This is a genomic window from Arthrobacter sp. AG1021 (assembly GCF_003633665.1).
Lineage (GTDB): Bacteria > Actinomycetota > Actinomycetes > Actinomycetales > Micrococcaceae > Glutamicibacter > Glutamicibacter soli.
Map to the genome: position 1 here is coordinate 449,661 of NZ_RBLB01000008.1, position 13,164 is coordinate 462,824.

Below are 13,164 nucleotides of genomic sequence, written 5' to 3' on the forward strand. Positions count from 1 at the left end.
TTGCACTGGATGGGGTATCCTCCGGTGACCACACGACCCAGGCCGCGGTTCAGGTCGCCAGAAGACGAGGGAGCACCATGAGAAGCAGGTACGCCGCAGTACGATTCCCGGCGGCCTTGGCCGCCTCGGCCGCCGCCCTGGGCCTGGTGCTCACCGGGTGTGGCCAGCAGCAGGAAGCGCCGCAATCACGGTCAGCACAGCCTTCAGGCACCCAAATCTTGCCGCCAGGCACGTCGCCGGCACCGGCCCCGACGAAGGGAGCAGATGTGGACCAAACTGCCCTATTGTCACTGAACGAGCGCCTGTCCGGGGAACTGGGCGACGAATTCGTCCAGGGCTGGATACAGGACGGCAAGCTGCACGTCGCCGCGACCAGCGATACCGCAGTGAAGGCCATCGAGCAGGCCGGCGCGGTCGGGCACCTGGTGGAGTACAGCAACGCCCAGCTGCGCGAGGGCATCTCGCGGATCATGGCCTGGCAGGCGAAGCAGGAGCCGAGGCTGCGCTCGGCGATCCACGCCTACACGCTGAACCCGCGCACCGGGGGGCTGACCCTGGCGGTGGACCCCTCCCAGCGCCAGGCGGTGCAGGACGCGCTGGCCAAGGACAATCCGGTCGGCACGATCCCGCTGGACTTCACCGACAGCAGCGGCCCGGCCTCCCCGGCCCCGGCCACCGTCGGCACCCCGTCCGGCTAGCGCCGCCTGCCGGAGTTCGCGCCCGGTGGCCGCGGCCGGAGCGGCAATTATCTGGGCAATTCGCGCGTGCAGCGTGCCACGTGGCGCCGCCGCGCGGCTGCGTACGTAAGATGGAGGGTATTGACCACCAGCGAAAGGGACGCACCCAGCCGTGAGCGCCGAATCAGCCGAAAGTCCGCAGCAGGGCGGACCGCTCTACAAACTCTGGCGCTTCATCCGGGAGATCGTGATCATCGTCGCGATCGCCCTGGTGCTGTCCTTCGTCATCAAGACCTTCTTCTTCCGCGCCTACTACATCCCGTCGGGCTCCATGGAGAACACCTTGCAGATCAACGACCGGATCTTCGCGAACCTCATGGTCCCGGGCCCATTCGAGCTGGAGCGCGGGGACGTGGTGGTGTTCCGCGACGACCTTGAGTGGCTGCCGCCGCTTGAAGCCCAGCCCACCGCGGTGGAATCGGCGCTGTCCTTCGTCGGCATCCTGCCGGCCGCGGGCGAGCAGTACCTGGTCAAGCGCATCATCGGCACCGCGGGGGACACCGTGGAGTGCTGCACCGTCGACGGCAGGCTGAGCATCAACGGCACCCCGATCGACGAACCCTACATCTACCCCGGGAACACCCCCAGCGACATGGCCTTCAAGGTCACCGTGCCGGAGGGCAAGCTCTGGGTGATGGGCGACCACCGCGCCGAGAGCGCCGACTCCCGCTTCCACCCGGATGTCCAGGGCGGGTTCGTGGACGTCGACTCGGTGCAGGGCAAGGCCTCCGTCATCTCCTGGCCGCTCTCGCGCTGGGGCACCATCGACTCCCACGAGGAAGTCTTCGCCGCCGTCCCGACCCCGGGGAACTAGCATGCCTGCCACCGCGCCCAGAACTTCCAAGTCCTCCAAGGCCACCACGCTGGAGCACGAGCGCGCCCTGGCCGCCGCCCACGGCGTGCGCTTCATCGGCGCCGCCGACGAGGTGGGCCGCGGCGCCCTGGCCGGACCGATCAGCGTGGGCGTCACCGTGATCGACATCCAGGCCGTGACCGAATTCCCGCAGCTGCGCGACTCCAAGCTGCTCACCGCCGCCAAGCGCGAGGAACTGGTCGGGCCGGTGCGCGCGTGGGCGGCCGGCTACGGCGTGGGGCATGCCTCGGCCGCGGAGATCGATCAGCTCGGGGTCACCGGGGCGCTGCGCCTGGCCGGCACCCGCGCGGTGGCAGCCTGCGCGGTGGCCCCCGAGGCGGTGCTGCTGGACGGCAGCTACGACTGGCTGAGCGCCCCCGAGCAGGATCTCTTCGACCTGCTGGCCGCGGACCGCGAACCGGTGGGCCTGCACGTACCGGTGCGCACCATCGTCAAGGGGGACATGACCTGCCAGGCGATCGCCGGCGCGTCGATCCTGGCCAAGGTGGAGCGCGACGGGATCATGGCGCAGCTGGCGTCGGCGCACCCCGCGTTCGGCTGGGAGGTCAACAAGGGCTACGCCACCGCCGCGCACCGCGAGGCGATCGTCGCCCTGGGCCCCTGCGACTACCACCGCAAGAGCTGGAACTTGACTTCCGGCACGGGCAAGGACGAAGGTAAACCCACAGGATTGAAGGCAAAGTGATGGCTGGCGACGAACTGGAAAACTACGAGTCCGACATGGAGCTGCAGCTGTACCGCGAGTACAAGACCGTGGTCGGGCTGTTCAACTACGTGGTGGAAACCGAACGCCGCTTCTACCTGGCCAACCAGGTTGACGTGAAGACGCTGTCCAACGCCGGCGAAGTCTACTTCGAGCTCACGCTGACCGACGCCTGGGTCTGGGACATCTACCGCCAGGGCCGCTTCGTGAAGGCAGTGAAGGTGCTCACCTTCAAGGACGTCAACGTCGAGGAGCTGAACCGCGACGAGTTGCAGATCCCCAAGGAGGGGCTGGAGAGCTAACCGCGTTCTCCACAATCCGCGCCCCGCCGCACCGGCCCCGCCCCGCAGCCCCTGAGACTGGTCTGAACACGCACAGACCGATTCAAGGAGGCGGCGATGACCACTCAGCAGCAGGAACTCGGAGCCCGGGGCGAGCAGGCGGCCGCCGAGCACCTCGAAGCCGGCGGCTACCGGATCCTGGACCGCAACTGGCGGTGCCGCAGCGGCGAGCTTGACCTGGTGGTCCGCGACCCGGCCGGCACTCTGGCCGCAGTGGAGGTCAAGACCCGCTCCTCCCAGGGGTTCGGCACCGCATTCGACGCGGTGAATCCCGCGAAGTTCGCCCGGCTGCACCGGCTGCTGATCGCCTGGTGCAAGGCCCACAGCGCCTACTGCCCGCAGCTGCGGGTGGACGTCGTCGAGGTCTATCCAGCACCCGGCGGCTCCTTGGCCTGCCGGCACCTGCCGGACGTGCGCTCATGAGCACCGCCCGCACCCACGCGATCGCCTTCCAGGGCGTGCAGGCGGCGCTAATCGAGGTGGAGGCCGACTTGGGCAACGGCATCCCCGGCTTCGTGATCCTCGGCCTGCCCGACGCGTCGCTGAACGAGGCGCGCGAGCGGATCAAGGCCGCCGCGCGCAACACCGGCATCCCGATCGCCAACCGCAAGCTCACCGTCAACCTCTCGCCGGCCACGCTGCCCAAATTCGGCTCCGGCTTCGACCTGGCCATCCTGGTCTCCGCGCTGTCCGCGGACCGGCAGATCTCCCCGCCTCCGAACACCGTCTACCTGGCTGAGCTGGGGCTGGACGGCATGCTGCGTCCGGTGCCGGGGGTGCTTCCCGCCGCCCAGCTTGCCGTGGCACTTCGCCTGCCGAACCTGGTGGTCGCCCGCGGCAACGAGGCCGAGGCCCGGCTGGTGCCCGGAGCCCGCGTATTCGCCGCCGACCACCTGGGCCAGGTCCTCATCCACTGCGGGGCCGACGCAGCGGGGCTGAGCATCAACCTGCGCCATGCAGCCGGGGGCCGGCAGCCTGACGCGCCCGCGCCCCCGGAGCCCACCGACCTGTCGCTGGTCAACGGGCAGGGGGAGGCGCGCCTGGCCTTGGAGCTCGCCGCGGCCGGCGGGCACCACCTGATCATGGTCGGGCCGGCCGGCGCGGGCAAGACCCTGCTGGCCAGCGCCCTGCCCGGAATCCTGCCGCCGCTGGATGACCTGCAGGCGCTGGAAGCCACCGCGGTGCACTCGATCACCCACGGCTCCGAATCTCCCATCGCCGCGCTGCGCCGCACCCCGGCATTCATCGCCCCGCACCACACCGCCTCGCTCACCGCACTGATCGGCGGCGGCACCCGGCGCATGGTGCCCGGCGCGATCACCCGGGCGCACCACGGGGTGCTGTTCCTGGACGAGGTGGCGCATTTCAACACCGGCGTGCTCGACGCGCTGCGCCAGCCCATCGAGGAGGGCTGCATCACCCTGGACCGCACACGCGGCCACGCCCGGCTGCCGGCCCGCTTCCAACTGGTCATGGCTTCAAATCCCTGCCCCTGCGGGAGGAACTACGCCGCGGGCACCGGCTGCACCTGCACACCGATGGCCCGTCGCCGCTATTTCGGCCGGCTTTCGGGACCGATCCTGGACCGCACCGACCTGCAGGTGCGGCTGAACCCGGTGCCCGGCGGACAGCTGGTCGGGCAGCAGGCCAACGAGTCAAGCGCCGTGGTGCGCGACCGGGTGCTGGAGGCCCGCGCCCGAGCCGCCGCCCGCTTGCAGGGCTACGCCGTCGGCTGCAATGCGCAGATCCCCACCCGGATCCTGCGCCATGAGCTGGACTACCCGATGGCCACGCGCCGCGCCGTGGAAGCCGCCGCCGAACGCGGCGGCCTCTCGGCCCGCGCCACCGACCGCCTGCTGCGTCTGGCCTGGACCGTCGCCGACACCCAGGGCCACCAGCGCCCGGCGCCGGACGACGTCCAGATCGCCGCCCACCTGCGCCAGAACCTGCACACCGCCTAGCTGTACTGCACCTAACCCCGGGACAAGGAGCACCCATCATGAGCGCCGCACCGCAGACCCCCGTCCGGCGGCAGGACGCCGTCGGCCACCTTCCGCACACACTGTGCCTGGCCGCGCTGAACCAGCTGGTCGAGCCGAACGACGTCACCGCCGCGGCCCTGCTGGAGCTGATGACCCCGGCCGAGCTGCTGGCCCTGATCCGCCGTGAGGACCACGTGCCGCTGGACCTGGGGCTGAAGCTGGCCGAGGCCACCGGCCGGCAGCCGGCCTCGAATTCCGCCCAGGACCTGCGCGTCGCGCTCACCCGCTGGCGCAAGCGGCTGCCCTACGCCAACGAGCATGCCGCCCTGCAGGCCATGCAGCGCCTCGGCGGGGGACTGCTCACCAGCCAGGACCCCGGCTGGCCGGCCCAGCTGGACGACCTGGGCCTGGGCCGGCCGCTGTGCCTGTGGTGGCGGGCGGCCGACCCGGGGAACCTCGGCGGGGACCGCGAGCGCACGGTGTCCATCGTCGGCTCGCGCGACGCCAGCGACTACGGCAACCAGGTCACCTTCGAGCTGGCCCGGGCGCTGGGGCTGCAGGGCTTCACGATCGTTTCCGGCGGCGCCTACGGGATCGACACGTCAGCCCACCGCGCCGCGCTGTCCCACGACGGCTGGGAGTTCCCGAACCCGCCGACCGCCACGATCCTCGCCGGCGGAGCGGACCGGCTCTACCCGGCCGGAAACCACAACCTGCTGGAGCAGGTCATCACCCGCGGCGCGCTGTACTCCGAGGTGCCGCCGGGCACCACACCGACGCGTTTCAGGTTCCTGAACCGCAACCGGCTGATCGCCGCCTTCAGCAGGTTGACCATCATCACCGAGGCGCGGCACCGCTCCGGTGCGCTGAATACCGCAAGCCATGCGGTCGAGCTGGGCAGGGATGTCGCGGCGGTGCCCGGCAGCGTGTTCTCGCCGAACTCGGCGGGCACCCACCGGCTGATCCGCTCCGGAGCCGCCGAGCTGATCTCCAGCCCCGCCGAGGCGGCCGAGCTGCTGGGCCTCGGGCCAGGCGCACCCGCCGGCGTTGCCGCCAGTGAACCCGACGACCCGCGTCAGCGTCCGGTGGACGGGCTGCCCGCGGAGGTCGGCATGCTCTACGATGTCTTGTCCTTCACCAGGCCGATGAGCCCGGATGAGATCTCAGCGCGCAGCGGCGTCACGATCCTGCAGACGCTGCGCGGGCTGTCCACCCTGCAGGGCCGCGGCTTGGCGGTTCGCAACGACGCGGGGTGGAAGCTGGCGCGCACCTAACCCGCGGGTCCGTCGCGGTATCCTCGAAGGGATGAAGCAGGACACCAACGCCACCAAGACCCCGCAGCTGCCGGCCTCGTTCGCCGAACCGGTCGCCGACTATCTGGATTACCTGCGCTTGCAGCGCGGGCGCAGCGAGAACACGCTGCGCGCCTACGAGGTCGACCTGCGCACCATGGGCACGTTCCTGTACTCCACCCGGCAGGTCAGCGCACCGCACCATGTCGACGTGGAGATGCTGCGCGAGTGGCTGGCCAGCATGCACGAAGCGCAGATCTCGCGCACCACCATCGCGCGGCGCATCTCCTCGGTGAAGAACTTCTTCGCCTGGGCGCTGAAGCACCAGCTGGTGGCCGAGGATCCGGCCCTGCGCCTGGCCGCGCCGAAGAAGGAGCGCCGCCTGCCGCATGTGCTGCAACCCGGGCAGATCGACCGGCTGCTCGCGGATACCGGCGAGCACACCGGACAGGACGGCGCGGCGGACGAGGCCGCGCCGCAGAGCCCGCAGCAGCTGGCGGTCCACGCCCGCGACCGCGTGATCGCCGAGCTGCTCTACGCCTCGGGGCTGCGCATTAGCGAACTGGTCTCCCTGGACGTGAAGGATCTGGATTTCAGCCGTCGCACGCTAAAGGTTGTCGGCAAGGGCAACAAGGAACGGATGGTGCCGTTCGGCAATCCCGCCCAGCGGGTGCTGACCTCCTGGCTGCTGACCCATCGGGCCGTTCTGGTCGACGAGGAAAAGGCCCAGGGCGCCCTGCTGGTCGGCGTGCGCGGCGGCAGGTTGAATGTGCGCCAGGCTCGCGACGTGATTTCGCAGGCGCTGAAATCGCTGGGGGATACCGCCGCCAGCGGGCCGCATGCCCTGCGCCATACGGTGGCCACCCATTTGCTCGATGGTGGAGCGGATCTGCGCGCAGTCCAGGAGTTCCTCGGCCACGCGTCGCTGGCCACGACCCAGCTCTACACCCATGTTTCGGTGGACCGGCTGCGCCAAAGCTACCGGCAGGCGCACCCGCGCGCCTGAGGGAATCTACCAATTCCCTCCTAATCACCCTTCCGAGTAGCGAAAAGTGCTGTTCATCGGGCAAAATAGAACTATCGGCGGTAGCTGCACCACCACGATGTTGACGTAGGGGAAGACGATCAACACCGTACGGAGGATGGCATGTCTGCACCGATGACCAGGGGCGTAATTTATATTCATTCCGCCACTGCTGCGCTATGCCCACATCTGGAATGGGCAATCGGGTCCGTGCTCGGAAAACCGGTCAAGATGGAATGGACCGAACAGCACGCTGCACCCGGCTTTCGTCGTGCCGAAATTGAGTGGGTAGGACCCCAAGGCACTGGCGCGTTGCTGACCAGCGCAATCCACGGGTGGCAGCATCTGCGATTCGAAATCACCGAGGACCCGAGCCCGGGCGTCGACGGCAGCCGCTGGTCGGTGACCCCGGATCTGGGGATCTTCCACGCCACCATCGACACGGCCGGCAACGTCATGATCAGCGAAGAGCGCATCCGCTGGGCCTATGAAAAGGGCGACGGCAATCCCTCGATCTTCTACCAGGAAATGTCCATTGCCCTGGGCGAGGCTTGGGATGAGGAGCTCGAACCCTTCCGACATGCAGGGGAGAACTCCTCTGTTCGATGGCTCAACCAGGTGGTTTAGCCACTGGTTAACTAGTCTCCGAGTCTGCCCGAGTCGGCCCGGATCCAGCCCCGGTGGTGCGGGGTTGTTACCAAAAACAAAATGCGATCCCCCTGCGGGGGGATCGCATTTTATGCATCTGCCTTCTGACGACCCTCTGGTGCTAGGATCGACCGTGATGAAGACCAGTCAGGCCGCCACAGGCCGCTCCCGGAACGGCCATCTGGTCGTTCCCTGATCCGCGCTCCTCCCTGCGTATGCACCTTCCAAGCACACCGGAAACCGTACAACGAAAGGGAAACATGACCGCGCACTTCAACCACACCATCATCGCCTCGACCGACGCGGCCCAGATGGCCGAGTTCTACATCGAGCTGCTGGAAGCCGAGCGGCAGCCCTCTTGGAGGCCGTTCCAGAACATCGGCATCGGCGGCGGCGTGCTGCTGCAATTCGCCACTCCGCCAATGCAGTTCCCGTCGCAGCACTACGCATATCTGCTCGATGATGCGCACTTCGATCGGGCCTGCGCGCTGATCGGCGCGCGCGGGATCGAGCACTGGGCCGCTCCGCAGCGCCAGCTGGCCGGGCAGATCAACCGCGAGCACGGCGGCCGGGGCGTCTACCTGCTGGACCCGTCGGGCCACTACCTCGAGCTGATCACCTGGCCCTATCTGTAGCGCAGGAGCGCAGATCAGCGCAGCACGTCGAACACGTTCTTCTGGATGCCGTTGGAATAGACGGCGGAGTCGACGAGCTTGAGCTTCTGCGCGTCCAGGTCGGCGCCGCTGAACAGGCGCTTGCCGGCGCCGAGCAGCACCGGGAAAACCAGCAGGTGGTAGCGGTCGATCAGGTGGTGCTCCTGCAGCGAGTGGACCAGCGTCGCGGAGCCGTGGATGCTGATCGGCCCGCCGTCGCTGGCGCGCAGCCGGGCCACGTCGGAGGTCGAACGCAGGATCGTGGTTTCGCCCCAGTTGTCCACCAGGTCCTTGTCCTTGAGCGTCGTGGAGACCACGTACTTGGGCATCGCGTTGTAGCCGGGGAATTCCTCGGTCATCGCCGGCCAGACGGGGGAGAAGGCCTGATAGCTGCGACGGCCCAGCAGCAGCGCCGTGGCCTCGCCCTGTTCGGTGCCCTTCATCTCGTAGGCGGCCGGGTCGAAGTCCACCGAGCTCATGGTCCAGCCGGAGTTGCGGTAGCCGGGTTCGCCGCCGGGCGCCTCCATGACCCCGTCCAGCGAGATGAATGCGGTGGCGATCAAGGTGCGCATGATGCGGCTCCTAAAAGGTGGAAAATGATCGGTGGCCTGTCGAGATTGAGCGTAGCAACGCCCGGCGCCCGGCGACAATAGGGACGTGCAGTTAACGCGCCGCGGGCCGGAACCGAATGCTCGGTTCCGGCCCGCGGGGGCACAGCTGCTGCTAGATGCTGCGGATCGCGACGACGGCGTTGTGGCCGCCGAAGCCGAAGGAGTTGTTCAGCGCGACGATCGAGCCCTCGGCCGGCAGGTCGGCCGGAGCGCCGGTGACGACGTTCAGCGGGATCTCCGGATCCTGGTTGTCCAGGTTGATGGTGACCGGGGCCTTGCGGTGGTAGATCGCCAGGGTGGTCAGCACGGACTCCACGGCGCCGGATGCGCCAAGCAGGTGGCCCATCTGCGACTTGGTGGCGGAGACCAGGACATTGTCCAGCTGGTCGCCCAGGGCGGCCTTCAGCGCGGTGTACTCGGGCTTGTCGCCTACCGGGGTGGAGGTGGCGTGCGCGTTCACGTGCACCACGTCCTCCGGCTGGATGCGGCCGTCGTACATGGCGGCCTTCAGCGCGCGGGTGGCGCCCAGGCCCTCCGGGTCCGGCGCGGTGATGTGGTAGGCATCGGCGGTGACCGACGAGCCTGCCAGCTCGGCGTAGATGCGGGCGCCGCGGGCCAGCGCGTGCTCCTCGGACTCCAGCACCAGTGCGCCGGCGCCTTCGCCCATCACGAAGCCGTCGCGGTCCACGTCGTACGGGCGCGAAGCCTTGGCCGGATCGTCGTTGCGGCGCGAGAGGGCGTGCATGGAAGAGAACGCTGCAATCGGCATCGGGTGGATGGCCGCTTCCGCGCCGCCGACCATGACCACGTCGGCCTTGCCGGCGCGGATCAGCTCCATGCCCACGTGCATGGCCTCGGTGCCCGATGCGCAGGCGGAGACGGGGGTGTGGGCGCCGCCGGCGGCTCCCAGGTCCAGCGACACCGCGGCGGCCGGCCCGTTGGGCATCAGCATCGGCACGGTCATCGGCAGCACGCGGCGCGGGCCCTTTTCCTTCAGGGTGTCCCAGGCGTTCAGCAGCGTCCAGACGCCGCCGATGCCGGTGGCGAAGGCCACGGCGAGCTTGTTGCGGTCGACGTCGTCCTTGGACAGGCCCGAGTCGGCCCAGGCCTCGCGGGCCGCCACCACGGCGAACTGCGTGGACGGGTCCATGCGCTTGGTCTCCGGGCGGGTCAGCACCTCGGAAGGCTGCACGGAGGCGCGGGCGGCGAAGGTCACCGGCAGGTCGTATTCCTCGACCCAGCTGTCTTCCATGGTTGCGGCGCCGGAAACACCCTTCAGGGCGTTCTCCCACAGGGTAGGGACGTCCCCGCCGATGGGGGTGGTGGCTCCGAGACCGGTGATCACTACTTTGCGCGCCATCATCAAACTCTCTACTGGGGTACAACTTTGCTGTCTAAAATTTGTGGGGGCCGGCTTGACGTACCGGCCGGTGTGCACGGCTTGCCCGCACAACGGTGTGCCAGCGAAAAGTTCGCTGGCGGAATGCTGCTAGGCCTGGGCGCCGGCGATGAAGTTCACGGCGTCGCCCACGGTCTTCAGGTTCTTGACTTCCTCGTCCGGAATCTTGACCTCGAACTTTTCCTCGGCCTCAACGACGATGGTCATCATCGAGATCGAGTCGATGTCCAGGTCCTCGGTGAAGGACTTGTCCAGCTGCACGTCTGCTTCGTCCAGGCCGGTCTCCGAGTTAACGATTTCGGCGAGGCCTGCCAGGATTTCTTCGTTGCTAGCCATGGATGGCTCCTTTTCTCATGATGCCGGAGGGATCCGGTCGTTGCTCTGGATTCATGCCCGCGGTAACGGGCCGTGATCCGACTGTTCGAAACCCTCTCCGCGTCCCGTGCGGGGCACGGACAGGGTTTCACCGCTTAAAGCTTAGGCCAGATGGCCCTCGCCGGTTGGGCGATGACGCGTCAAGCGGGCGAAAAATTTCAGCTGGCGCGGTGCGGCGCCTAGTTGGCGGTGTGCTCGGCGATGAACTCGCGGGCGGCGTCCAGGTCCGCGGGGGACTTCAGGGCCATGCCCTTCACGCCCTTCAGTCCGCGGCGGGCCAGGCCTACCAGGGTGCCGGCCGGAGCCAGCTCCAGGATGCCGGTGACGCCCTGGGCTGCGAGGGTCTGCATGCACAGGTCCCAGCGGACTGGGCGGGATACCTGGGCCACCAGGGATTCGAGGTTGGCCGCACCCGAGGCGACAGCCTGGCCGTCGTAGTTGGACAGCAAGGTGGTGGCCGGCTCGGCTGGAGCCAGGGTGTCTGCCAGTTTCTGCAGCACGCCGACGGCCGGGGCCATGTGCGCGGTGTGGAATGCGCCGGCGACCTTGAGCGGGATCACGCGGGCCTTGGCCGGAGGGTTCTCGCCCAGCGCCGCCAGCTGCTCCATGGTGCCTGCGGCGACGGTCTGTCCGCCGCCGTTGGCGTTGGCCGGGGTCAAATCCAGTTCGGCCAGGCGGTCAAGGACCTCCTGCGGGTCGCCTCCGAGCACGGCGGCCATGCCGGTCGGGGTTGCCGCGGCGGCTTCGGCCATGGCGTTGGCGCGCACGCGCACGAAGTTCATTGCGTCGTTCTCGCTCAGCGCGCCGGCCAGGGCCGAGGCGGTGATTTCGCCGACGGAGTGTCCGGCCAGCACGGAGTTGGCCGGAAGCTGCTCGCCGAACAGCGCGCGGGCGGTGATCAATCCGGCGGCCACGATCAGCGGCTGCGCCACTGCGGTGTCCTTGATGGTCTCCTCGTCGGAGACGGTGCCGTGCTCGATCAGGTCGCGGCCGGTGATTTCGCTCAGCGAGGCAAGATGCTCACGCACGCCGTCGACGTCGAGCCACTCGGAAAGAAAACCTGGGGTCTGGGAGCCCTGTCCCGGGCATACGATTGCTAACACTCTTACAGCTTTCCAAAGATTGCGGCCTCGTGGCGCGTGGTCACGCACCAAGCTCGCGGTCACGGATTGTAGGTTTCCTACAAAAGCCTAGCGCATGGGGGAGGCAAAAACCCATGTAACGCCGTTGCATGACGCTCCGGCAACTGTGCGGAACCGCCAAAAGTGCTACTGGCCCGAGTCAGCCAGGCGCCCCACCACCAGCGCGCTTTGCAGCACGAAGGCGTCGCGCGGGGACAGCGGATCCCAGCCGGTCACCTCGGAGACGCGCTTGAGCCGGTAGCGCACGGTGTTGGCGTGCACGAACAGCCCGCGCGCGGTGCCTTCGAGCGAATGGCCCAGTGCCAGGTAGCTGGACAGCGTTTCCAGCAACCCGTTGGAGGCCTGCTGCAGCGGCCGGTAGACGCGTTCGAGCAGCGCGGTGCGCGCCAGCTCGTCGCCGTTGAAGGCGCGTTCAGGCCACAGGTCATCGGCCCCCACCGGGTTCGGCGCCTGGGGCCAGGCGCAGGCGGCGGCGTAGCCCGCGATGGCTGCCTGCGCGGCCTGCGGCATGTCGGTGACCGTGGCGGCCAAGGGGGAGTAGACCAGCGGGCCGGGCCCGAAGAAGCGGGCGAGCCGGCCCAGGTCTGCCTCCTCGAACTTGGTGTCCGAGAGCATCAGCACCGAGCGGTCGCCCAGCACGCTGACCAGCGAGTCGCGAGCGTATCGGGTGGCCAGGCGCCGGATGGCGGAGACGAAGCTGACCGAGTTCGAGCCCGGGGTGGCGCCGACCAGGATCCGGATGTTGCTCTGCGACTTCCAGCCGATGGCGGCCAGCCGGGAGGAGAGTGAATCGTGGCCCTCGCCGTGGAGCACCGCATCCACCACGTGGGCCTCCAGCCGGGAGTCCCAGGCGCCGCGGGTTTCGGCCGCGCGGGCGTAGACGTCGGCGGCGGCGAAGGCGACCTCGCGGGAATAGCGCAGCACCGCTTCGCGCAGGGCCGCCTGTTCCTTCTCCGGGGCGATGTCCGGGACTTGGGATTCGACGACCTCCACGATGGTGCGCAGCAGGCCCAGCGCTTTCTGCAGCGAGATGGAGCGGGTCAGCTCGGTAGGGGCGGCGCCGAACACGTCGGTGACCACCCAGGACGGGGTGGAGGAGGGGTCCTCGTACCAGGTGACGAAGGTGGAGATGCCCTTCTGCGCGATCAGGCCCAGGGCCGCGCGCTCGTTCGGCTCCAGCGAGCGGTACCAGGGCAGCTGCTGGTCCAGGTACTTCAGCGCGGTCGTGGACAGCACGCCGATGTGGTTCTTGAGCCGCTTGACGGTTTCGGCGCTCGGCGCAGGGCGGGCTGCCCGGGTGCGCGCGGCGGCGATCGATTCGGTTTCTGGGGCCATGCCTTCAAGTTTAGCGTTGCGCCTTCGCCTCAGATCCAGCGGTGCCCG

General features: G+C 68.6%; 15 protein-coding genes. 10 read left to right on the forward strand and 5 right to left on the reverse strand.

Annotated features, from left to right (window positions below; genetic code table 11):
• Positions 1-284 precede the first annotated feature (284 nt).
• The 10 genes from DFO58_RS10465 to DFO58_RS10510 all read left to right on the forward strand — a co-directional run bounded on the left by DFO58_RS10465 (position 285) and on the right by DFO58_RS10510 (position 8,236).
• On the forward strand, positions 285-698 hold the full coding sequence (locus tag DFO58_RS10465) for a hypothetical protein (RefSeq protein ID WP_120990616.1): 414 nt from the start codon (positions 285-287) through the stop codon (positions 696-698).
• Positions 699-849: 151 nt separating this feature from the next.
• Entirely contained in the window at positions 850-1,551 is a 702-nt protein-coding gene (gene lepB, locus DFO58_RS10470; RefSeq protein ID WP_120990618.1) for a signal peptidase I, read from the forward strand.
• Position 1,552: 1 nt separating this feature from the next.
• Positions 1,553-2,296: a ribonuclease HII gene (locus DFO58_RS10475; RefSeq protein ID WP_120990620.1), complete on the forward strand. Its 744-nt coding sequence runs from the start codon at positions 1,553-1,555 to the stop codon at positions 2,294-2,296.
• Positions 2,296-2,616, forward strand: coding sequence for a DUF2469 domain-containing protein (locus tag DFO58_RS10480; RefSeq protein WP_047118974.1), 321 nt, complete (start codon positions 2,296-2,298; stop codon positions 2,614-2,616). The genes DFO58_RS10475 and DFO58_RS10480 overlap by 1 nt, the downstream gene beginning before the upstream one ends.
• 96 nt (positions 2,617-2,712) lie before the next feature.
• A complete protein-coding gene (locus DFO58_RS10485) occupies positions 2,713-3,078 on the forward strand; it encodes a YraN family protein (protein ID WP_120990622.1) in 366 nt (121 codons plus the stop codon).
• A complete protein-coding gene (locus DFO58_RS10490; protein ID WP_120990624.1) occupies positions 3,075-4,616 on the forward strand; it encodes a YifB family Mg chelatase-like AAA ATPase in 1,542 nt (513 codons plus the stop codon). The genes DFO58_RS10485 and DFO58_RS10490 overlap by 4 nt, the downstream gene beginning before the upstream one ends.
• Positions 4,617-4,654: 38 nt before the next feature.
• Positions 4,655-5,911: a DNA-processing protein DprA gene (gene dprA / locus DFO58_RS10495; protein ID WP_120990626.1), complete on the forward strand. Its 1,257-nt coding sequence runs from the start codon at positions 4,655-4,657 to the stop codon at positions 5,909-5,911.
• Between the two features lie 31 nt (positions 5,912-5,942).
• The gene (locus DFO58_RS10500; RefSeq protein WP_120990628.1) at positions 5,943-6,935 is read left to right on the forward strand and encodes a tyrosine recombinase XerC; all 993 of its coding nucleotides are present in this window, start codon (positions 5,943-5,945) and stop codon (positions 6,933-6,935) included.
• Between the two features lie 141 nt (positions 6,936-7,076).
• A complete protein-coding gene (locus DFO58_RS10505; RefSeq protein ID WP_047118978.1) occupies positions 7,077-7,580 on the forward strand; it encodes a DUF3145 domain-containing protein in 504 nt (167 codons plus the stop codon).
• 281 nt (positions 7,581-7,861) lie between these two features.
• Positions 7,862-8,236: a VOC family protein gene (locus tag DFO58_RS10510; RefSeq protein WP_120990630.1), complete on the forward strand. Its 375-nt coding sequence runs from the start codon at positions 7,862-7,864 to the stop codon at positions 8,234-8,236.
• 14 nt (positions 8,237-8,250) lie between these two features.
• Here the strand turns inward: DFO58_RS10510 and DFO58_RS10515 are convergent, their stop codons facing one another.
• From DFO58_RS10515 to DFO58_RS10535, 5 genes are all read right to left on the reverse strand, one after another.
• Positions 8,251-8,826: a dihydrofolate reductase family protein gene (locus DFO58_RS10515; RefSeq protein WP_120990632.1), complete on the reverse strand. Its 576-nt coding sequence runs from the start codon at positions 8,824-8,826 to the stop codon at positions 8,251-8,253.
• Between the two features lie 151 nt (positions 8,827-8,977).
• Positions 8,978-10,225, reverse strand: coding sequence for a beta-ketoacyl-ACP synthase II (gene fabF / locus DFO58_RS10520; protein WP_047118981.1), 1,248 nt, complete (start codon positions 10,223-10,225; stop codon positions 8,978-8,980).
• A 129-nt stretch (positions 10,226-10,354) separates the two neighbouring features.
• Positions 10,355-10,600, reverse strand: a complete 246-nt coding sequence (locus DFO58_RS10525; protein WP_047118982.1) for an acyl carrier protein — start codon at positions 10,598-10,600, stop codon at positions 10,355-10,357.
• A 218-nt stretch (positions 10,601-10,818) separates the two neighbouring features.
• A complete protein-coding gene (locus DFO58_RS10530; RefSeq protein ID WP_120990634.1) occupies positions 10,819-11,742 on the reverse strand; it encodes an ACP S-malonyltransferase in 924 nt (307 codons plus the stop codon).
• A gap of 165 nt (positions 11,743-11,907) precedes the next feature.
• Positions 11,908-13,116 (reverse strand): helix-turn-helix domain-containing protein, encoded by a 1,209-nt coding sequence (locus DFO58_RS10535; protein ID WP_120990636.1) that lies wholly within the window; start codon positions 13,114-13,116, stop codon positions 11,908-11,910.
• Positions 13,117-13,164 lie beyond the last annotated feature (48 nt).

Excerpts from the sequence above, each read along its gene's own strand:
- DFO58_RS10485 (WP_120990622.1), top strand. The coding sequence starts at position 2,713 with ATGACCACTCAGCAGCAGGAACTCGGAGCCCGGGGCGAGCAGGCGGCC.
- DFO58_RS10510 (WP_120990630.1), top strand. The coding sequence starts at position 7,862 with ATGACCGCGCACTTCAACCACACCATCATCGCCTCGACCGACGCGGCC.
- DFO58_RS10500 (WP_120990628.1), top strand. The coding sequence starts at position 5,943 with ATGAAGCAGGACACCAACGCCACCAAGACCCCGCAGCTGCCGGCCTCG.
- DFO58_RS10505 (WP_047118978.1), top strand. The coding sequence starts at position 7,077 with ATGTCTGCACCGATGACCAGGGGCGTAATTTATATTCATTCCGCCACT.
- DFO58_RS10525 (WP_047118982.1), bottom strand. The coding sequence starts at position 10,600 with ATGGCTAGCAACGAAGAAATCCTGGCAGGCCTCGCCGAAATCGTTAAC.
- DFO58_RS10535 (WP_120990636.1), bottom strand. The coding sequence starts at position 13,116 with ATGGCCCCAGAAACCGAATCGATCGCCGCCGCGCGCACCCGGGCAGCC.
- DFO58_RS10480 (WP_047118974.1), top strand. The coding sequence starts at position 2,296 with ATGGCTGGCGACGAACTGGAAAACTACGAGTCCGACATGGAGCTGCAG.
- fabF (WP_047118981.1), bottom strand. The coding sequence starts at position 10,225 with ATGGCGCGCAAAGTAGTGATCACCGGTCTCGGAGCCACCACCCCCATC.
- dprA (WP_120990626.1), top strand. The coding sequence starts at position 4,655 with ATGAGCGCCGCACCGCAGACCCCCGTCCGGCGGCAGGACGCCGTCGGC.
- DFO58_RS10490 (WP_120990624.1), top strand. The coding sequence starts at position 3,075 with ATGAGCACCGCCCGCACCCACGCGATCGCCTTCCAGGGCGTGCAGGCG.
- DFO58_RS10475 (WP_120990620.1), top strand. The coding sequence starts at position 1,553 with ATGCCTGCCACCGCGCCCAGAACTTCCAAGTCCTCCAAGGCCACCACG.
- DFO58_RS10515 (WP_120990632.1), bottom strand. The coding sequence starts at position 8,826 with ATGCGCACCTTGATCGCCACCGCATTCATCTCGCTGGACGGGGTCATG.